Consider the following 23224-nt stretch of genomic DNA (forward strand, 5'->3'; position numbering starts at 1 on the left):
CATACTCATGCTTTAGGACCTCCATGCGCTGCCCATTCACGACGTAATGGATATGTTTTACGTAAATAATCAAAAGCTTGTTGATCGACTTTGCCTTCTTTTAAACAGGCACGTAAATTTGAGTCATCTCGCGCAATATCATAAATTTGACTCAGATGTTGTTTAAGCGATTGCTTTAAATCATTATTTTTAAAATATTGCTCACATACAGGCAATTGTGTTTCAAATTGCTTATTTGCACTAAAATTAAAGGTTTTGCAAAAAGCATCGTAAATCATTTGTGTACCACGTGCCTTACCTTCCAAGCTATAACCTGCAATATGCGGTGTTACTAAACGAATTAAATTGAGTAATTCTGCTGAAATTTCAGGTTCATGCTCAAATACATCTAGTACCACTTGGCGTTTGGTACTTTGAATATCAGCAATCAAAGCTGCCTCTTCCACCACTGGACCACGTGCTGAATTGATCAGTATCGCTTCAGGTTTCATTTGTGCTAAAGCATCAGCATTGATCAAATGAAACGTCGAATGCTCCCCTGTTTTGGTTAAGGGAACATGAGTCGAAATAGCATCTGCCGTTTTTAATAACTCTTCCAATTCAACTTGCTGAATCGTTTCACCATTTACAAAGGGATCATAACCAATCACATTCCAACCGAGCAATTTTGCCATATGCGCTAAACGTGAACCGACATTTCCTAAGCCAACAATCCCTAAGGTAAATTTTTCATTTTTTTCAATTAAATCGGGTTGCAAATATAACAATGCCGTAATGACATATTCAGCGACTGCTTGGGCGTTGCACCCTGCTGCATTTGACCATGCGATGTGGTGTTTTTCTAAGCTGGTAATATCTAAATGATCTGTACCAATCGTTGCACTACCAACAAATTTCACAGCGGTATTTTCTATCAGCTGCGCATTTACTTTCGTCACAGAACGTACCAACAAGGCTTCTGCATCCTGTACATCTGCTTGAGTTAAAGTACGCCCTGCCGCTTGTTGAATTTCTCCAAAATCTGCAAAGAAATATTCAGTAAAAGCCAGATTTTCATCTGCGACAATTTTCATAGCGCGTTCCAATGACTTGAAGAGAGCTATGATAACGCTTAGAGGCTAATCTGACTATGATCCTAAACAGTATTCTGGACAGCCATTCCCTCGAAACGCTTAAAATATTTCTATCAAAAGGATTCAGGGCTTAATCAGCCATTGGTAGAATGCGTTCTGATTCGATTTTCGTAAACTTCAATCTATTCAAAGATAGCATTAGCTTCTTTTCGAGTAGTAACTGCACCACCATGTACAATATATCCTGTTCAGTATGTGAAAAAAGCTTTTAGGCACGGCTTTGTCCTATGAACAGTGACTGCACAAGATCCGGTCTCGACATGAATGGCTGAACTGTTCCTATTTTTATTGAATTACGCTTATCTAGCATAGCCTTTTACTACAATTTAATACCGTCAAGCCTCATTCATAGTTTTCGGCATTGAACGAAATTGACTTGTTACAGTAGCCAACTATGATAAAAGTATATAGATAGAGTGATCTATTCATATTTTATCTCGATTATGATGACCTAAATTCTTATGTATAAATCTGAAAAACTTGCGAATAGCTTGAAACTACTGATTGAAAATGGAACTTGGAAAGCCAATGAAAAATTGCCCTCCTTGCGCCATCAAGCAGAACAATCAGGTTTTAGCTTGATTACGGTCATGAATGCTTATCAAGAACTCGAAGCGCAAGGACTGATTTATTCAAAAGAAAAGTCTGGTTATTTTGTTGTAGCACAAGAACCTTCAAATGATGAACAAAATCAAAATGTCGTACTCAATCCTAAAATTGAAATTAACTCGACTGTATTCCAATATTTAAAATCCATTCAACCCGATATTATCATCCCTTTTGGTAGCGCTTTTCCGAATAGCCAATTACTTTATTCAGCCAAATTAATCCAGACTTTGGGACAACTCGCCCGCCATAGACTCAGCTATGAACAAACACCCAGCTTGCCACCCGGTAATTTTGCCTTACGTAAACTGATCGCTCAACGCTATTGTATGCAAGGGATTCAGACCGATCCGTCAGACATTGTCATTACATCGGGTGGATTGGATGCATTGAACTTGTCTTTACAAGCCATGACACAGGTCGGTGATTATATTTTATTACAACAGACTATTTTTTATGGCGCATGGCAAGCGGCTGAACGCTTGGGCTTAAAAGTGATTACTATTCCAGAACATCCTGAACATGGAATTGATCTGAATGCCTTCGAGCAAGCGATTCAAAAATACCCTATCAAGGTGTGCTTACTGATGCTGAACTGTCACAACCCGATTGGTTTTACCGTGAGTGATGAAATTAAGTTTCAATTGGCAAAATTATTACATCAGTATGAAATTCATTTGATTGAAGATGATGTATATGAAGAACTGTATTATGACCATAAAAAACCACTATCAATGAAATACTTTGATCAGCACAATCTGGTGCTGCATTGTTCTTCATTTTCTAAAACATTAGGTGCAGGCTTTCGTGTGGGTTGGGTCTATGCGGGAAAATTTTCCGAACATATTCAACATATTCAGTTAATGAGTACATTATCGGTCAATTCATTTATTCAAAATGCGTTGGTAGAATATTTATCACACCGCCATTATGAAAAGCATCTGAAAGCCTTACGTGCTTCTTTGGAGCGCAATAAAAAACTGTTTTACGCTTATCTAAAAGAACATTTACCAGCTATATGTAAAATTACCTATTATCCATCAGGTTATTTTTTATGGATTGAATTACCTAAATATATAGATAGTGTATATATTTATCAGATGTTATTAGCTCGAAATATTAGTATTGCACCAAGCGTCTTATTTAATGCTAATTTTGCCAAACAAAATAATTTTTTACGTATCAATTGTTCTTTTGACTTTAATGATCGGGCTGAATCTGCTTTGTCACAGGTAGTTGAATGTATTCAATATGCTATAAACAATCAACCTGTACAATAATTATTCATATTTTTACCACTTTAAAGCGTCAATGCATTCATAAAAAATTAGCATCCAAATTGTTGTATTTACATACACAACTATAACAGATGAATAAAAGCACATGAATCTGTTATATTTTTTAAATCATTTTTTGTATCTACACATTTAAACATAAACTCTACATAATTATATTATCTGAAAGACCAAACAGTGAGCATCAATATGAATTCATTAAGAAAGAAAAACAAAGCTAGTTTTGTATTCTTCATAATCACGCTTTATGCATTCATTGGATTCGGTTTAGGTTATCTCATTTGGGAATATATTTTATAAAAAAGTATATGCTGGGCGAGAAAATCTGTACTGATGCCATTGATTGGCTGTATTCAATCTAATTTGATAATTTCTGAAGCTACCAGTTCCTATTTAAAATAAGACTCAGACTCACTCACTCATTGAAACTGATAACTTTAAGCTGCCTATTCGGCAGTGAACCCACTTGGCAGGTTTTTAAGTAAGCATATAGATTTCTAAGCTGCCTATTCGGCAGTGAACATGCCAACAGCCCCGAAAAAGAATCTACAGTTTTTCTAAGCTGCCTATTCGGCAGTGAACTCGTACCGCGCTGGATGATCTTAGAGTACGAATTTCTAAGCTGCCTATTCGGCAGTGAACGACATTACTATTCACGCGATCCAGTTCTACTTTTTCTAAGCTGCCTATTCGGCAGTGAACGTAATTAATTACGGTGGTTCTCCGCACATGCCTTTCTAAGCTGCCTATTCGGCAGTGAACATTAAAGCTCAACATCATTGATTCTGTAATACTTTCTAAGCTGCCTATTCGGCAGTGAACTATACGTCAATTTAAGTACGCTCTTGCCCCAATTTCTAAGCTGCCTATTCGGCAGTGAACACGTCGTCTAGGATCTTTCGCTGTGGGTGTACTTTCTAAGCTGCCTATTCGGCAGTGAACAACAATGTTGTTGCTCAAAACAAAGCGGATCATTTCTAAGCTGCCTATTCGGCAGTGAACATTGCATCGGGCCAGTAGGCTTCGACTCTTCCTTTCTAAGCTGCCTATTCGGCAGTGAACTCCCCTTTTATTGTGATACTGATTCATATATCTTTCTAAGCTGCCTATTCGGCAGTGAACTCGGTGAATCTGTCGTAACACTCGCTCCAAACTTTCTAAGCTGCCTATTCGGCAGTGAACTTGAGCTTTGGCTTGCCATGCTTCCCACGCAATTTCTAAGCTGCCTATTCGGCAGTGAACTGGGCTATACAGTCCATACGGGTTTTTTCCTTTTTCTAAGCTGCCTATTCGGCAGTGAACGGGGCATACTACACCCAGTTCCAGATGTGCGCTTCCTAAGCTGCCTATTCGGCAGTGAACGTAAAGATAAACATTTATCTCGATGACCCAGTTTTCTAAGCTGCCTATTCGGCAGTGAACACGGTTAAATTTAAATGGCTCAGCGGGAGAACTTTCTAAGCTGCCTATTCGGCAGTGAACACTAGAAGTCAGTTCACAAGTGTGGATAAGGATTTCTAAGCTGCCTATTCGGCAGTGAACAAAGAAAATGATACAAGGTCTTTGCTTACATCTTTCTAAGCTGCCTATTCGGCAGTGAACTATCTTACGATGGTATAATGCGAAATATACACTTTCTAAGCTGCCTATTCGGCAGTGAACAAACGAGTTACTTTTGTAGCCATATCGCGCATTTTCTAAGCTGCCTATTCGGCAGTGAACGACGAAACATTATACCCTGTTTGTTATTCGCATTTCTAAGCTGCCTATTCGGCAGTGAACGGTAGCATTAGGTCTTCGCCGTTTTTGGTATCTTTCTAAGCTGCCTATTCGGCAGTGAACCCAATGCTGAATCAATGTTTCGTGAAGCAAAATTTCTAAGCTGCCTATTCGGCAGTGAACTCCTAAGGGATAGGCCACAAGTTCAATTCTTGTTTCTAAGCTGCCTATTCGGCAGTGAACAATTTAAATTAGCATTAGATAAAATTGGCGCATTTCTAAGCTGCCTATTCGGCAGTGAACTTTTTATTGAATCGCAATACGCTGATACCAATTTTCTAAGCTGCCTATTCGGCAGTGAACAAGATGGCTTGAAAATGCTGCTCAATTTATGTTTTCTAAGCTGCCTATTCGGCAGTGAACAACCTGTCTTTGCAGGCTGTGTTAAATTTAATTTTCTAAGCTGCCTATTCGGCAGTGAACACATCCGGGCGTTTATTCGGGGCGTTCGTACTTTTCTAAGCTGCCTATTCGGCAGTGAACATTTACCGACGTCTTTGACTTTTCGCTCTATTTTTCTAAGCTGCCTATTCGGCAGTGAACAGACAAGTATCTTTTAGGCTAGAGGTTGATGCTTTCTAAGCTGCCTATTCGGCAGTGAACTTAGGTTAAAGCGTAGGTTGGGCTCTTGGAACTTTCTAAGCTGCCTATTCGGCAGTGAACGTCCAAACGGACGGGGTCGTACTTTAAATATCTTTCTAAGCTGCCTATTCGGCAGTGAACTGGTTTAGCGATGTTGCGAAAGAGTGGTATTTTTTCTAAGCTGCCTATTCGGCAGTGAACTTCCTGTGTAATGAGTTGGTAAAGACTCATAATTTCTAAGCTGCCTATTCGGCAGTGAACATTTCGCAGGACTTGCTTTAATTTCTACATAATTTCTAAGCTGCCTATTCGGCAGTGAACAGTGAATTTAGAGGTTTTAATAGCCCGACTGTTTTCTAAGCTGCCTATTCGGCAGTGAACTAACTTAAAAAACGGAGAGGGCGCTAAACAATTTTCTAAGCTGCCTATTCGGCAGTGAACTAGCGAAACTCTACGGAGTCATAGGACTGACATTTCTAAGCTGCCTATTCGGCAGTGAACTACATACGCCACCAATTTGCCGTTGGCTGCACTTTCTAAGCTGCCTATTCGGCAGTGAACAAGGTGGCAAATGATAGCAACTCTAAATCAATTTTCTAAGCTGCCTATTCGGCAGTGAACTTTTTCCATATCTAACGATGTTGCTTATATATTTTCTAAGCTGCCTATTCGGCAGTGAACTTCTTGAGCGCCGCCCGTTTTATTTCGAACGTTTTCTAAGCTGCCTATTCGGCAGTGAACTAAACCTTTGTTGAGTGTTTACGAATATTAAATTTCTAAGCTGCCTATTCGGCAGTGAACATGGGATTAACCCTAAGTGGCGATTAAGAATATTTCTAAGCTGCCTATTCGGCAGTGAACCAATTTTGGGGAATTTTTGATTAACTGCGGCATTTCTAAGCTGCCTATTCGGCAGTGAACAAAGCACCATGAAAAATGTCACTGGTGGTATTTTTCTAAGCTGCCTATTCGGCAGTGAACAATCTTGCTTATAAAATGAAAGGTTCAAGCGTTTTCTAAGCTGCCTATTCGGCAGTGAACAATTAAAACCGCTTTAGCTGGTGGTGATGAAGTTTCTAAGCTGCCTATTCGGCAGTGAACAAAATTAGCAGTATTAACCTTGTTTTTAGTTGTTTCTAAGCTGCCTATTCGGCAGTGAACTTCCCTCATAATTTCTCTGCCCTTTCCTATTATTTCTAAGCTGCCTATTCGGCAGTGAACGCCCAACTGCATTACCTTGGGATGTATCTAAATTTCTAAGCTGCCTATTCGGCAGTGAACTAACCGATTGAATTATAATGATAGGCTTAATATTTCTAAGCTGCCTATTCGGCAGTGAACTTCCTTTAGCATATTCAGATCAAGATTTGACTTTTCTAAGCTGCCTATTCGGCAGTGAACAGCCCTGCCAATTGTGCAGGTTTTTGATTTAATTTCTAAGCTGCCTATTCGGCAGTGAACCCTTTACGCTGTTTTTTTTAGTTTCTTACTGCTTTCTAAGCTGCCTATTCGGCAGTGAACCTCAATTCTTGTTTGGAAATTATTTTTTTAAATTTCTAAGCTGCCTATTCGGCAGTGAACCAAATAAATGAATTACTTTTTTTGCACCCCAATTTCTAAGCTGCCTATTCGGCAGTGAACCTTTGAGGTGCAACATGGGTAACTTTTTTGATTTTCTAAGCTGCCTATTCGGCAGTGAACAGAGTGATCCGTTCCAAACATGTGTTGCAGTTTTTCTAAGCTGCCTATTCGGCAGTGAACCAACTGAAGCCATGCTTGACTCTAATTTACTTTTTCTAAGCTGCCTATTCGGCAGTGAACTTAAACGACCATTGCCCTTGTGATTGCCTTCATTTCTAAGCTGCCTATTCGGCAGTGAACGAGCTAGATATTAATTCTCTAACATTTTATAATTTCTAAGCTGCCTATTCGGCAGTGAACCTGCTTTGGTTAGCAAAAAATCTAATACGTCTTTTCTAAGCTGCCTATTCGGCAGTGAACTTATCTCATACGGTCAAACTCAAAACGATATATTTCTAAGCTGCCTATTCGGCAGTGAACCCACGTATGAGCACAGTTGAAGATTTTCGAAATTTCTAAGCTGCCTATTCGGCAGTGAACTAATTTCACCTTGATCGTTTCGGGAAGGCTCTTTTCTAAGCTGCCTATTCGGCAGTGAACACGGTAACAAATAACGAAGGGGGATTGGTAGCTTTCTAAGCTGCCTATTCGGCAGTGAACAATACTTTTGCAATATATATACCGCACCATGCTTTCTAAGCTGCCTATTCGGCAGTGAACAATTAGTTCCACCCGGATATCATCTAAATTTATTTCTAAGCTGCCTATTCGGCAGTGAACCATGATGTATCCTTAAAAAGTAATTAAAGTAATTTCTAAGCTGCCTATTCGGCAGTGAACAACCCGCTATTAATCGCGGGAGTTATTCAGCATTTCTAAGCTGCCTATTCGGCAGTGAACTGTTGAAATGCTGCAAGAGATTCGGGAGAGTTCTTTCTAAGCTGCCTATTCGGCAGTGAACAGACGCAGGCGCGCCATCGTTCCAAAAAGAATTTTCTAAGCTGCCTATTCGGCAGTGAACAAGGTTAAGCTGTTCTGTCGTAAACGGTAAACTTTCTAAGCTGCCTATTCGGCAGTGAACACGCATCTAGGTGTTCGCCCGTAGCGAGGTACTTTCTAAGCTGCCTATTCGGCAGTGAACCTTCAACGATCCAGTCGATCCGCGCAGATAAATTTCTAAGCTGCCTATTCGGCAGTGAACGTGCTCATGCAGCAGAGGGCGATATTGATGTATTTCTAAGCTGCCTATTCGGCAGTGAACAAACCAGTCGCAGCATTCCCGCACGTACTAGCTTTCTAAGCTGCCTATTCGGCAGTGAACTTGAAAGCGCAGATAACCGCTCAAGGTCGAATTTTCTAAGCTGCCTATTCGGCAGTGAACGTTGAAACAACTTTTGAAGAAGAACGCATGAATTTCTAAGCTGCCTATTCGGCAGTGAACATTGATCATATTCGTTCATTTCCATTTGGCTTTTTCTAAGCTGCCTATTCGGCAGTGAACGTAAATCAGGAAAAGAAACAGTGGGCGGATAATTTCTAAGCTGCCTATTCGGCAGTGAACTTGTTCTGCTGAACGAGTAGTTATCACGGGAGTTTCTAAGCTGCCTATTCGGCAGTGAACATCTGTATACTCTGTGGTTCTAAAAATAAATGTTTCTAAGCTGCCTATTCGGCAGTGAACAAGACCCCCCTACAATTGTTATGACAGATTTATTTCTAAGCTGCCTATTCGGCAGTGAACAAAAATAAGGGGAATGGCATGTCTGAAACAACATTTCTAAGCTGCCTATTCGGCAGTGAACAGTAATTTTATAGCAAAAAATAAAGTTATAACAGTGAGTTAACACTAAAAATCTATAAAAGACCCAAGTTTTAACCCACGTTTATAACTTATTGATTTTATTAAACTGTTAAAGAGTGAAAATATATTGGGTTAAAACTCAGGAACACTGGATTCCGAACTTAAACCATAGGTACTAAAAACCCGACTTTCAGATTGTTCAGCATTTTTCTTTTCTATGAAAAGTTTAAACATTTGATCAGACGTTAAACTTTTCATTTGAATAAAAGGCAGATCCGTTGTGGTAACAACATTACTATAACGAGCCAAAGCTTCATCAAAACCAATATCGCCACGTTTTACGCGATGACGCGCCAGACGCTCAGCATTGGTTTTCACTTGCTTACGTTTATAGGTGGCATAACTTTTTATATTTTCAGGTACTTCTTGAATAGATTTAATATGAACATAATCAATTAATCGATCTAACCATTTTTTAAGATCAAGTTTTTTCAAATCAGCTTCATTTTGAGCAAAAAGCCGAAGCTTTTCACCCAAAAACCCAACACCTTTTTCCTGATTAAATCGATATTGGGGAAATGAAACTCCAATATTAATTTTGTGTTCAGCATTTTTAATTTCTGCAAAAGCGATATGCAACTGTGTATATACTTTCGCTAGTAAAAAGTGGGCTGAAATATCATCATCGGGAAGCAATTTCAATTCCAGATAATATTTCATTACTTATCACTCTCACCAAATACACCACCACGGATTAATACAGCCATCACATAATGCTGTTGCTCGGCATCTGGTACTTTTCCAGTATTGACCCAAGCATCAAAAATATTATAGAAATCTTTTTTCTCTGCTGGCTGGCGATAGGCTTTACCTTCTGATGTCACAGAACCATATGGCTCTACGGCAATCGGCTTTTCAGCATTCGGATACCAAGTATCAATTGTACGTAGCGCATTACCAATTTTTTGCGAGTGTAAGCCTGCATCCTTATCTTTTATTGCATAAAGTGTTTTACTTTTTGCACCTTTAGAATTACCAGTATCTAGAATCAACTCCTGAGATGGATAAACTTCTTGCCCCTCACCTAAACGTGCAAAGCCTGTTACTTTCAATAACACATGTTCATCACCATTCAAACCAGCTTGCATCCAACTTGATAGTTGTTCTAACTGTTTTTGCTGATCTTGATGTACTGTAATTTCATTTAAACGATTAGCCAAAGCATCAAAATTCACAGTATCAGCTGCTTTACCATCAATAATACGTGCCACTGATACAGTTACATTTTCAGCACCTATACGATTACGCCATAAAAAACGCCCATTGGCCAAATTTGATGCGTAGCGTTTTGCCAATTCAGCAAATTTATTTTCTGCATGATAAGACGTCACTACAGCATTTAAACGCTCAGCAAAACTGACATCATTACAAGCTGATGGACGTCCTACATTTGGCAAAACACGTAAAGTAAAGGTGACTGCAACGGTATCTTTACCTTGTGGTAAAGCTGCAACATCCACTGTTTGTAGATTCGCTTTATTTACTGCCGCATCTATATCTGCTGGACTGGTTTCTTTGCTGTTTTTAGGGCGATTTGAAATCGTACCACGTACCGATTTTTCTTGAATAACGATGGCAGCAGTTCCTGAACCCTGTGAAATATCAGCCCAATTCACTGCGTACATCCGTCCATCCGATGGATCTAAATGGCGGTTAAATGAAAGTACTGATGCTGTTTTTAATTTTGTATCGTTCTTAGCCATGATTAATATTCCTCTTCTTCTATGTCGGTATTAACGTCAAATGATTGGTTTTCTGTTTCGTCTACTGATGCAAGATCAATTTTTTGTTTTGGCGCAAATGGCTGCACCAATTCATAAACACCATTTTTAGGTACAGTGTTGTAATTCCATAAAGTCTCGACAATATTCCCCATTCGATGTGGACTCTGCCATTCACCAAGACTTAATAGTGTTTCCACAAATGTTGCTGGATATTGGTCATTTCTCAATCCTTTAATTACACCCTGCTCTTGTACAGCAGTTAATGCGGCATAACCTATAGGAATAGGAACCAACCACCCTTTTAAATGCTCGGGACGCGGTCGAATTTTCCACTCGCCGTCTACATCCCCCACTGAAACAACCTCACTTTTTGCAGTGCTGACAAAATTTAAGCGCTGAATATCAAACAATGTATCGAGCATATTGGGCTCACTCTGCTGTGTCGCCAAATAATTTGGATACAGCTTTAACCAAGCTTGATGGGCTGTCAAAACCTCATGCCGATGCATTAATGCAAAACCTGGCAATAAATAACGTCGTAATTTAACGGTTTTATTTGTTGCATCATGTTGTGACCAATTCACCAATTTAGGTTTAATGCGCTGATGCGGAAAAATAACACCGCCAGCTAAACGCATGCCATAAACCAATTGATTCAGCTTCTTCAACAGGTTTTGAGTCTCAAGCGTTAAATCTTCATCATTTGCAGAAAGATATTGATCTAAGCCTTCACCCGATAAACCAATCACCAAGCTGACTTCCATATGCCCCTTACCCTCTTCCACAATTGCAGGAGTTGAGCCATTCGGATTTAAAGGATGCCGTGCTAAGTTGAGCTGATAAGGTGAATATCGATAACTGCTGCTTTTGGTGACTTGTGCTGTAAATTGATGCGATACGATTCCTACACCACAACATTCAACCTGTTGATAGCCATCAATTTCATTCAACTTGCGCTGTAAATTATGCATAAAGCCAGTAAAGGCGCTTGGAGCTGGAAAACCCCATGTTAAATGGCTGCTGATAATAGATACATTTTCAACATTTAAACGTACAAGATAGAGCGCTTTAGGATATGAATAAGACATTTAGGCAAATTCCTCTTTCAGCAACTGTAATTTATCTCGCAAAATAATCGACCAAACTCGAGATTCATGATCATCAAGATCGGTTAATTTTCCTTTAGCCGTTAATAGCTGATTGAGCCAATCACCAAAGTTAGAACCAATATCTGCATGCCAATCACGTTCCCGATAAGCTCGTAGCCATGCTTCTTCTTCCTCAGTTAAATCATCCGCATCTTCTTTATCAAACAATTCTTCACGATAACCACGATCCAACCAAAAGCTTTCTGCTAAGTTAAATGATTTCTTTTGAGTCCATCCAGAAGCTGCACTTTGCTGCAGCTCAAAACTCATATCAATCACACAGTCTGTCAATTGTGCGACTAAACTATCCCGCTCTTCACGAAATTCAACCGTATTACGACGATTTTCATTTCGATATAATTGGATAATTGAACTTAATAAAGGTTTCACATCTTTACGATTGGTCAAGTAACCCGTAAAAATAGATTTTCCTTTTGGCAATTCAACAATTTTCCCCTGCCACGTCGGTGGAATTGATGGTAACAACCACATCGAACCGCGACGGTCACTATTTAACTGTGAAATATTTTGAGGCTTCGACCCGCCAAAATTTTGCACAAGCAAATTTGGATATTCTCGGCTTTCTTGCACTTTATGAATTTTTTTAAAGCGCGCTTCACGCAGTACTTTATTTTCTTCACCAAAACGATCATTGGAGATTTGCTGATACGCTTGATGTACCAATGCACTTGGATAGAGCAATACTAAAGTGTGATAGTTATCTTGCTGAACTGGAAACAGTACTTGCTTAGAGAGTCGCCCTGCATTTAACTCCGTAGGTAACTGACTAAAAGCTAAAAACCGTTGATAGCGGATCTCAGCCAATTCATTCTTGTTAGATAATGCAGAAATAAAATCTGCATCAGCACTTAATAAGCGATCTAATAATGAAACATCATTAAATTTAAGACGCAACAATTTAAACACATCTAAAACAGCAGCATTACCAATGACATCAGCATCCAGCTTCATACCATACGAGCCAACATAGTCATGCTTATTTTGGGCATCACGATAAAACATGGCAGATGCTTTCGAATCTGGGTGATGCTGTTTAGGCGTATGTGTGGCTAAGCGGAGTTGGCTAATGCGTAAACTTGCATCTTCCAGCCACGTTTCAGTTTGGTATTTTCCTAACAACTTTTCTTGTTCCGCCACATCATCCGCTTTGAGTTTATCTAGCTTTTCATTCAAACGTCCTTGAATGTACTGCTCAATTAACTCGCGAATGCTGGCGGGTTCGGAATTTTGGGTTCCACCTTCTTCTTCATTCATTTTTTATACTCAAGTATGCTTATTACAAAACAAGCTGTTTTTTAGAATCATTTTTTTGTTATCATCTACAACAGATTAACAGTCGTAGATGATGTGTGATGCAAATTGGCTAAACCCTTCTGGTCAAATGTGTGCAAAACATCATTACCTCCTTACTCATCCATGGGTGATGTGTGATCCTCGCAGATCGGTGGTTATATCTAAATCAGAGATTGGCGTCTCTGAAAACTCAAAATCAATTCTATTAGCTACAAGTTGTAGTAGGTTGATGGTTTATATCTAACCACAGACTCTTGTGCTATACAAGAGTCTACATTGTGTTCCTTCAAACTTATTTTTGAATACATTTCACAGCCACATAGGCTGCTTAGAAATACTACAGCTTTCAGCTAATGTTCACTGCCATGTAGGCAGCTTAGAAGTCACGGTCTATCAGGGTTTACTCCCTGATAAAACCTAACCAATCGTGGTAAAGCCACTTTTGGTGCTCCTTTAATTCAGGCAAAGTTAAACTCAAATATCGGCTGCAATTTTCAATCCAGCTTCGTTCTGATGAAATTGTATCCAAATATTTCATCAGCGCTTTTTCAGGATTTTGATTCGGCCAACAATGAATTTGAGTATTTTCAATTAACTCAATGTTTCTTAACAAACTTTGCTTATACAGCCAATTCCCTATTTTATTATTAAATTCATATAGTTCTAAAGGCTGTTCTTCATCAGCCCTAAAAGCCGTAAACTTTTCAGCTTGTGACTGTCTAAATTGGCTTAATTTTTGCAAAATGCCCGTGTAGTGAATGGGTGTACTCCAAAAATCAAAGGCGGGAAATTTAATAGGTGATCCTTCTTCTAGCCGCATATTCGGGCTAATTCCATGACCCAATAATATATGATGCATTCGGTCATGTTCTAAATCGACTAAATTTGGATAACTAAACTTTTGATAATATTTTTTAAGATATGCTGCTGATGGTTGTTCCAACCGTGGTATAGAATCCAACTGATTGAAGTGTATTTTGCGAATTAATCCATTATCACTATTCTCATTTGTTCCTTTTAAAGAGTGTCTACTCGATAAAAATTTAAAACCACTTGCCTCAAATCCAGGTTTGGAAAAACAAGCCTGCGCAGAATTTTTATAATGACGAATATTACTTTCCATCAGAAAAACATTAGGTCGATCATAAGCTTCTGATCGATGCCGTCTCGCACGCCCTGATGCTTGAACAATAGAGCGCATTGAAGATGGCTCCAAAATCATCCAATCATAATCATGGTCACGCCCAACTTCACACACAGGCGAAGCTAAAACTAAAATAATATGCTGCTGTTCAGGATATCTCTTCAACCACCCTTGAATCATGGCATGATCATGCGGTTGCTTCCCTTGATTCCGATCTAAAATTTCATCTAAATATTTTTCAATATTGGCGCGCATTAACAAGGGAAAACGTGAATGATAAACACATAAATGAATCCGAATATTCGAATCAATTTTTTGCTTTAATAATTGCTGTGCAATCGTCGCTAGCGGGTCAATATTGGCAAAACGTACCAAACCTACACTGTATTGCTTAGCTGAAATTGGATCTGTAATTGCATTTTGTTGATGGGCTTTTAAGGTCGTATCTAAAATATGTTGTGTAAACATATCTTGCCATTTATCCATAGGATCTATTGCTTTAGGCAAGCCAACCCACTCTAAAGTGCGTCTTTTGGTTAATAGCGCCTGTTCATGTAAATATTCAACACGTTTTTTAGTAAAATTAAGATGGGCTTTTTGAAAAACAGGTTGAACTTCCGTCGTACTGATCGCTTGATCACATGGAATAACTTCATGGCAAATGCTTTTTGCATTTTCATCAAACCATGCTGCAATAATCGGCTGATCTGCTTTTGTACGATTAGCATTATAAAATTTTCGCCCTGAACTATATGCTAAATACAAACCATTGATTTCTGCAGGCATCAATGTTGCTGAAGATAATAAAACACGGCTGCCAAGTAACCCAGCCCAATAAACAAGGCGGGTTAAAGCATAATAATCATCTGGTGAAAAATCATCAGGCTCATCAAACACCAAATCAGATGACATTAAGCGCAACATTGGCGCAATCTGCTTACCACCTCGGGTACTTTCTGTTGCAGGAATCAAGTGATCAATCGTGCAACATAAAATTGGACTCATCAGCATTTTTTTAACTTGAGGATTGCCCTTTAGCCATTGAGCAAACATATGCTTATTGTCTAAGATGCCCTCAAAATCAATTTCATAATCTTCATAGTCAATATATGTTTCTTCATCTGACAAACCTATCAAAGACTCTGAACCCATATTTTCCGCTAAAATTTGATTTTGACTCGGATCTAAATCATCGTGTTGTTCTTCTAAAATTTCTAAAGAATCTTTTTGACTATATTGTTCAAAAATCTCTTTAACAGCACCACCACCAACCATAATGGCCAAATCAGTTTCATCTAAATCTAATTTTTGGCGTAATGCTTTTCCTGTTTGTAAAGTCAGCGTTCTTAAACCTAATGCAATATTAAATCGTGCCCCTTTTTCAGGATCAGCCAGACCATACATAATACGGGTATTTGCTAAAGTTTTTCCTCGGCCTGTTGATGCTAAATTGACACCAAAAAAACCATGATTTGGATAATTTTTTTGTATAAACTGCGCTTCTTGATAAGACTTATCTTGCCATTGGTAATACGGATTATTATTTTTACCTTCTAAACTTTTTTGTTGTGGTAATCGATCAAACAATTCATTTAATCGTGTTAATGCTCCCATCAATTGCCGTACAGATTGGCTCACACCAATTAAATGATCATCCAACGGCTGTTTTAACTCACCAAATTTATCTGTATTTGCATAACGTAAATATTGAGGATCATGCCATTTTGGTGTTGGATCACAACTCGAATAATAATGATCTGAAAGCATGAGTGCTAAACGTGAAATATGGCTAATATACGGGTCTTGCAAACTAGGTAAGTTTGGCAAACTTAGAAATTGCTTTAACTTAACAGCACAAGCATTGGCTTCTTTACACCATGTTTGGCTACTAAAAGGGATATGTTCTGCTTGTATATTCCAGCACTGTTTAATTTCCTTCGCTTTATTTTTATCATCCGCTAAATAGTTTCTTGGATAACACCATTTAAAATTCAGGTCACTTAAAACATCCTTAAATTTACGGCTTTCATAACCTGAATCATGGCTCAAATCTTTGTTCAGCATACTATTTGGAATAGGTAAACGATGATGCGAAATAATGAGCCATGCTGTTAATTGAGCAACTTGAGGTAAATCTTTTAATGGCGAAGGAGTGTACTGACTCCCATCATCTTTAATAACATTACCTAGCCAATAAAAATTATCATTATCACACGATATACCTACTAATTTACCAATCCAATCATCATCCTGACTCCCGCAAGACCGAACAAAGGCTTCAAATAGACGTAAAGAAACCCATTCATGTCGAAATGGGTCTGCAATTGGTTTTTTATTGGTTTTAGCTTTTGCTATTTTTTGTGCAAAAAATGGATTAATTTTCCCAAAGTCATGAAATAAAGCCGCTATTCGACTTACGATTGAAATTAAAGGTGCCGATTGCCAATTCAAATCACTGTAATCTATTTTTAAAGATTTTTTTGTTCTATTCACAGGCACAATGCCCTGCGTATTAAATTTATTCCGACTCCCCACAATCCAGAGTAATTCACTTCTACGTCTGCCCCGAACCCAGTGACAGCTTACCGCAGTACTTTTAGTCACCGTTTTACGTAATAATTTTTTAACAGCAATTAAGCCATCTTCGGTAATGACCGTTTGCCATGTGTTATCTCCAATTCTGTCAGCAAAAGCATCTAATACACGGCGCGTCCGAGCTAAAGCTTTCTTTTCACACTGGCTAACGAAAGTCACAATCATGCTTCATCTCCATTTTTAGAAGATAAAGCGGCTTCCTTCACCTGATCAAACATCCAATCTAAACATTTATGCTCCGTAAATTTTTGCAGTATTTGGGCTCTAAATTCTTGCTCAGTGGCTTTTTCTTTTGCACAAATAAAGGCATACGGAAGTACCACAGCATCCTTAATTAAATCCGCCACATCAAAGACCAAAGCGCCACGGCGGGTTTTACCATGCATCACTGCAAAACCATGTGGAATGCCTAAAACCCAAAGTGTCGTCGCTGCCAATCCATAGGCTAAATAATTACCGTGGTTAAGAAAATCATTGGCTAAATCACCCTGTTCACGATTTCGCTCAAAACTCATTTTGTTACGTGTTGCAGCAATTTTATAAAGTTGTTTGGTCATTGCTGCTTCATGCAAGAGCAAATCACCGACTTTGGTGGTATTCGGAATTTTCTTTTCAAAACCATCCAGTGCCGTTTGAATATCCCGATCATCCAAATAAAAACCCTGTTCTTTTAAATCACGGTCTTTATCCCAAACTTTCCGTATAAAATCGATACGAGCATGTTGAAATTGTTTTGCCACAGCGAGGCGCTTTTCATCCTCAAACCAAAACTGCATCCATCCCTGCATATACTCCGTCGGGCGATATTCACTTTGCGGTGTCATCCACTCAATTTCACTGCCCATAAAGAGTGGTGTTCCACCGCCACCACAAAATCCAACCAATACCCCTGCACTGGCTAACATACGCATCGCTGCCTGAGTGATCGACGTACCTGTGCCGAGTAAAATCACTGTGGTATTGGCAATCGGGATATTCCAGTATTGATTTTCATTTTTAGCTTCAGTCAAATATAAAACACGACCGTCTTTCTGCATCACTCTGCAATATTCGAGGTAATACACATTTGCGCGTTTGGAATGAAGAATGGCTTTTAAATCTGATGGGTTAAGTTGTTCCATTTTTATCTGTTTTATATTTTTAGATAGATCATTCAATATACATAATTTAGATTAATATTTTAAGTAAAATACAATACTTATAAAGTTTTTTATAATTTCATTTCAACTGTACTTTTTATTTAATTTAACCTTATTTCCAAACCCCAAATACTCTTGATTGATCAAGCCTCATTGCAATAAAAAATTTTAAATATAAATTAAATGCAACCTTTATCCGTTCATAAAACTTGCCCCAAAAACCTCATTGATCAACATAAAAAGATTTTTGGGGAAATAGTTGATTATTCACATATTAAAAAGTGATACGTTTATAACTACGGTACTCAGGTTTCCAGTAATGATCTTCAATGGCTTTCGCCAAAGGTTCATTACTCACAATTGGTGCTACCCCCACCTGCATTGCCGCTTGTGCCACTTTTAAAGCAATGATTTTTGAAACTTGCTGAATTGAATCAATATCTGGCAATAAGTCAGCATCAGGATTAATCAATTTCGGTGAACAATTTGCAAGAGCATTACTGGCAGCCATGAGCATACAATCGGTCACGCGTGTAGCGCCTGAAGCAATTACACCTAAACCAATTCCTGGAAAAATATACGAGTTATTACACTGCGAAATGTTATAAATCTTGCCCTGATAATTGACTGGAGCAAAAGGACTACCCGTCGCAATTAACGCCTTACCATCCGTCCATTGAATAATATCCGCAGGGACTGCTTCAACACGTGAAGTCGGATTGGATAATGGCAAAACAATAGGGCGTTCACAGTTGGCAGCCAGTGTGCGAATCACCTCTTCTGTAAATAGACCCGGCTGACCCGACACGCCAATCAATACCGTTGGTTTGGCATTTCTCACTACATCCAATAAAGAAATAACTTCTTCAGCATTACCCCATTCAGCAATCACTTCAGGTTTTTGCGCTAATTTTCTTTGGAAATCCAATAGGTTTGGCTGATTTTCAGTAATTAAACCAAAACGATCAACCATATAGACACGAGCACGTGCTTCAAGCTCCGTTAAGCCTTCTGCCATCATTTGAGCCACAATTTGTTCAGCAATACCACAACCTGCCGAACCCGCCCCTAAAAAGGCAACCGTCTGATCTTTTAGCTGTTTGCCTGCTGCATGCGAGGCTGCAATTAAGCTACCCACTGAAACAGCTGCTGTCCCTTGAATATCATCATTAAAACAGCAAATTTTATCGCGATACTTATTCAACAACGGCATTGCATTTTTTTGGGCAAAATCTTCAAACTGAATCAGTGCATCTGGCCAACGGCGCTGAATCGCGTCAATCACATCATCAACAAAATCATAATATTCATCACCACTAATACGTGGCTGATTCCAACCTAAATAAATAGGATCATTGAGTAACTGTTGGTTATTGGTGCCGACATCCAAGGTGATTGGTAAGGTATACGCAGGGCTAATACCGCCACAAGCGGTATACAGGGAAAGTTTACCAATCGGAATGCCCATTCCGCCAATGCCCTGATCACCTAAACCTAAAATACGCTCGCCATCTGTAATCACAATCACTTTGACGTTTTTACGATTGACGTTATGTAAAATATCTTCAATATGATCGCGATCAGGATAAGAAATAAAGATCCCGCGATGACGGCGATAAATATCCGAAAATTGCTGACATGCTTCACCCACTGTTGGGGTGTAAATAATCGGCATCATTTCACTTAAATGATTTTCAAGCAGATGATAAAACAGGGTTTCGTTGGTATCTTGAATATTACGCAAGTAAATATGCTTATTGATGGCATCGTTAAATGAGCAATATTGCTGATATGAGCGATGACTCTGTTCCTCAATCGTTTCAATGACATGCGGAATTAAACCATGCAAATTAAATTTACTGCGCTCTTGTTCGGTAAACGCAGAGCCTTTATTTAACAACGGAAGTTCTAAAAGAGTATTCCCTGCATAAGGAATATATAAAGGTTGTTTAATCACTAAGCTATCTGTCGTCATTTCCTATCTCATTTCAAAAGTCATGAAGATGGTATACAGAAAAATGTATATCATATCTTCACAAGTGACTAGCTTAGCCCGATTTCACCCTGATGGGATATTTTTAAATTTGATACCAATACACAAACAATTTTTTAATCTAATAAAGATAAAAAAATCTGCTTTTTCAAATCAATATATCTCGATGAATAAAAAAATGGATGCTTTCGAATAAACTTTTGCATTTATTTTAATCTTTTTAATCGTCACTTAAAGCTGTGATAAGTCTGCTTACGCACATTTCCAAAATTTATAACAATTGCATCATTATGGTGCATTATGTTTCAATGCTTAAAAATTGATTGAATGATAAAAACGGTAAAACTATATTGAACGACATTTCAGCCATTTTTCTTATTCAGCATACGCTGTGTTTATCACCGTCTTTTTCATGATGATGACCTATTTCATAAATTACTTTACTTCATTTTAGTTCCTGCTTTTTGCGCTAAAAAAATACCCAAGATATGTATCTTGGGTATAGCAGCGTGTTTGAGCCATTTAGAATTATTTAGACTTTTGCAGCCTTAAAGCATTAATCACCACGGATAAAGAACTTAGTGACATTGCAACAGCAGCCAACATTGGAGTCAATAATAAACCCGTCAATGGATAGAAAATACCCGCTGCCACAGGTACACCTAAGCCGTTATAGACAAATGAAAATGCCAAATTCTGTTTCATATTTTTGACACCCAGTTTTGCCATGTGAATGGCATCAGCTACCCCACGAATATCACCTTTTACCAAGGTAATTTGTGCCGTCTGTTTGGCAATATCTGTTCCATTGCCCATTGCAATACCCACATTGGCTTGGGCAAGTGCAGGGGCATCATTAATACCATCCCCTGCCATGGCTACAACTTTGCCCTGTGCTTGATATTTTTTCACAATGTCTAATTTTTCAGTCGGTGTGCAGTTGCCATAGACATGCTGAATACCCAGCTCTGCTGCCACTAATTTTGCATTTTGTTCGTGATCACCTGTTGCCATGACAACATCCACACCATCTGCAATCAATTGCGCAATCACTTGATGAGCATTGGGTTTAACTGCATCATGAATAGAAATATAAGCCAAGACATCTTGCTCATTGGCTAAGAAACTAATCACATTGCCTTTTGCACGTTGCTGTTGCAACTGAGCCTGAACAGGCTCTTTTAAATTTAAACCCAATTGATCCAGTAGCTTTTGACTACCGACATACAGCATTCGATCATTGATCTGACCTCTTACGCCAAAACCGGTAACATCTTCGAAGTCTTGAACTTTAAGCAATTGATCACTTGGAATAAGTTTCGTCAAAGTCTGTGCAATAGGATGCGTTGAATATTGCTCAATCGAGGCAATCCATTGTTCAGCCTGAGCTTGTGTCACCTGATCGGACAATAATTGAATTTCTTTTAGACTTGGCTTGCCTTCAGTCAATGTTCCTGTTTTATCAATCACCAATGTATTTACTTTACTTAAAGCTTCAATCGCTTCTGCATCTTTAAACAGTACACCTTTTTGTGCAGCTCGCCCCGTGGTTGCCATTACAGACATGGGGGTTGCCAAACCTAAAGCACAAGGACAGGCAATAATCAGTACAGCAACGGCACACATTAAGGCTAAATCAAATTGTGCATTGCCAAACACCATCCATGCAATAAACGTCAGTACACTAATGGCAAGCACTGTAACAACAAAATATTTAGCAAAAACATCGGCAAGCCGTTGTAACGGTGCTTTAGAACGCTGGGCTTCTGCTACAGTCTGAATCATTTTAGCAAGTGTGGTATTTGCACCCACTGCTGTAGTTTGAATACGAATACTGCCCTGCTGATTCACTGTTCCGCCAATGACTAAGTCATCTAACTCTTTTTTTACAGGGACTGGCTCACCTGTCATCATCGCTTCATCGACATAGGTTTTGCCTTCAACCACAATGCCATCCAGTGGAATTTGCTCACCCGATGAAATTTGCAGAATATCGCCTTGTTTCACCATACCAATATCGACTTCTACCACTTGATCATTCTGCACCAGTTTTGCAGTATTGGATTGCAATCGCAGTAATGACTTTAATGAATCAGCAGTTTTGGCACGGGCTTTGAGTTCCATCATTTGCCCAAGTAAACTCAAAGAAACAATCATACATGCCGCTTCAAAATACACAGCTACGCCATGACCTGTTTTGGCTTCCATTGGGATAAGAGATGGAAAAACGGTCGCAACAACACTGTAAATAAAGGCCGCTAAGACGCCAATACCAATGAGACTCCACATGTTTAAGTTACGTGTTTTATAAGATGTCCAGCAGCGCTCAATAATCGGTTTACCCGCCCAAAGCACCACAGGAATAGAAAGTACCAATTCAATCCACGGTTGAATATGCTGTGGAATAAAAGCGTGAATATGCGAACCCATGGCCAAGACAAAAACAATTAAGGTCAAAGGCAAAGTCATCCAAAAACGATGGCTAAAATCCACCAGTTCAGGGTTTGGCGCATCATCCAAGGTTGGTTGCATTGGCTCTAAAGCCATACCACAAATAGGGCAAGTCCCCGGGCCTTTTTGTACAATTTCAGGATCCATCGGACAGGTATAATCCATATCCGCCGCACCTTCTGGTACAGGACGCTCATCCAGTGGAATTAAATAAAATTCAGGATCTTGCTTAAATTTATCCAAACAAGATGGATTACAGAAATAATAGGTTTTGTCTTGATAATCTGTTTTTAAATCAGTGGTGGTGTCCACCGACATTCCACAAACAGGATCTATTTCAGTTTGCCCTGAAGAGTTTACCGAATGACCACCCGCACAACACGATGACTGTTTTTTCGGTTCTGGTGGTGTTGAAGTAACACAGCATGAAGATCTTTGAGCCTCTAAAGCGATATATTGTTCAGGTGCGATATTAAATTTACTTAAACAACGCTCAGAACAAAAATAATAGTCTTTGTCTTGGTAAATACCATGATATTGAGAATCAGTTTTAACTTGCATACCACAAACGGGATCAACCACCATTTCAATGGATTGAACTACTGTTTTCGGTTTATTTCCAGAACAGCAACTCGATGTTTTAGGTACTTCTGGTTGCAAATACTGCTCAGGATCATTGGCAAATTTTTGTTTACAGCCATCACAACAAAATAAATATTTCTTTTGATTATAATGAAAAGAATGTTTTGAATGCTCCGACACATCCATACCACAGACAGGATCTACTTTTACTAATTCAAGACTTGGTTCTTGTTTTGAACAGCAAGAAGATTTAAGTTGTTCACTCATCAGACTTACCCATTTAATTATTCAATTGTG

Annotated in this window: 11 protein-coding genes and 1 CRISPR repeat array; of the genes, 2 read left to right on the forward strand and 9 right to left on the reverse strand. The window is 38.8% G+C overall.

Annotated elements, in window-relative coordinates:
- Window positions 1–5: 5 nt before the first annotated feature.
- Entirely contained in the window at window positions 6–1073 is a 1068-nt protein-coding gene (locus B9T25_RS05865; protein ID WP_086187536.1) for a 4-phosphoerythronate dehydrogenase, read from the reverse strand.
- Between the two features lie 521 nt (window positions 1074–1594).
- Between B9T25_RS05865 and B9T25_RS05870 the strand changes: the two genes are divergently transcribed.
- Together B9T25_RS05870 and B9T25_RS05875 are read left to right on the forward strand one after the other, a co-directional pair.
- A complete protein-coding gene (locus B9T25_RS05870; RefSeq protein WP_086187537.1) occupies window positions 1595–3019 on the forward strand; it encodes a PLP-dependent aminotransferase family protein in 1425 nt (474 codons plus the stop codon).
- A gap of 204 nt (window positions 3020–3223) precedes the next feature.
- The gene (locus B9T25_RS05875) at window positions 3224–3334 is read left to right on the forward strand and encodes a hypothetical protein (RefSeq protein WP_086187538.1); all 111 of its coding nucleotides are present in this window, start codon (window positions 3224–3226) and stop codon (window positions 3332–3334) included.
- A gap of 134 nt (window positions 3335–3468) precedes the next feature.
- A CRISPR array of direct repeats spans window positions 3469–8778; the repeat unit is 28 nt; unit sequence TTTCTAAGCTGCCTATTCGGCAGTGAAC.
- 131 nt (window positions 8779–8909) lie between these two features.
- On the opposite strand, the gene cas6f is transcribed toward B9T25_RS05875, so the two are convergent.
- The 8 genes from cas6f to B9T25_RS05915 form a co-directional block, all read right to left on the reverse strand.
- On the reverse strand, window positions 8910–9497 hold the full coding sequence (gene cas6f, locus B9T25_RS05880; RefSeq protein ID WP_086187539.1) for a type I-F CRISPR-associated endoribonuclease Cas6/Csy4: 588 nt from the start codon (window positions 9495–9497) through the stop codon (window positions 8910–8912).
- On the reverse strand, window positions 9497–10540 hold the full coding sequence (csy3, locus tag B9T25_RS05885) for a type I-F CRISPR-associated protein Csy3 (protein ID WP_086187540.1): 1044 nt from the start codon (window positions 10538–10540) through the stop codon (window positions 9497–9499). Before csy3 ends, cas6f begins: the two co-directional genes overlap by 1 nt.
- 2 nt (window positions 10541–10542) lie before the next feature.
- Entirely contained in the window at window positions 10543–11649 is a 1107-nt protein-coding gene (gene csy2 / locus B9T25_RS05890) for a type I-F CRISPR-associated protein Csy2 (RefSeq protein ID WP_086187541.1), read from the reverse strand.
- Complete coding sequence (gene csy1, locus B9T25_RS05895) at window positions 11650–12984, reverse strand: type I-F CRISPR-associated protein Csy1 (RefSeq protein ID WP_086187542.1); 1335 nt, start codon at window positions 12982–12984, stop codon at window positions 11650–11652.
- Between the two features lie 439 nt (window positions 12985–13423).
- Window positions 13424–16927: a type I-F CRISPR-associated helicase Cas3f gene (cas3f, locus tag B9T25_RS05900; RefSeq protein WP_086187543.1), complete on the reverse strand. Its 3504-nt coding sequence runs from the start codon at window positions 16925–16927 to the stop codon at window positions 13424–13426.
- Window positions 16924–17883, reverse strand: coding sequence for a type I-F CRISPR-associated endonuclease Cas1f (cas1f, locus tag B9T25_RS05905; protein WP_086187544.1), 960 nt, complete (start codon window positions 17881–17883; stop codon window positions 16924–16926). The genes cas3f and cas1f overlap by 4 nt, the downstream gene beginning before the upstream one ends.
- Before the next feature lie 292 nt (window positions 17884–18175).
- Window positions 18176–19876, reverse strand: a complete 1701-nt coding sequence (locus B9T25_RS05910) for an NAD-dependent malic enzyme (RefSeq protein ID WP_086187545.1) — start codon at window positions 19874–19876, stop codon at window positions 18176–18178.
- Between the two features lie 546 nt (window positions 19877–20422).
- Window positions 20423–23194 (reverse strand): heavy metal translocating P-type ATPase, encoded by a 2772-nt coding sequence (locus tag B9T25_RS05915; RefSeq protein ID WP_086187546.1) that lies wholly within the window; start codon window positions 23192–23194, stop codon window positions 20423–20425.
- Between the last annotated feature and the right edge of the window lie 30 nt (window positions 23195–23224).

The organism is Acinetobacter sp. ANC 4470 (assembly GCF_002135335.1).
Lineage (GTDB): Bacteria > Pseudomonadota > Gammaproteobacteria > Pseudomonadales > Moraxellaceae > Acinetobacter.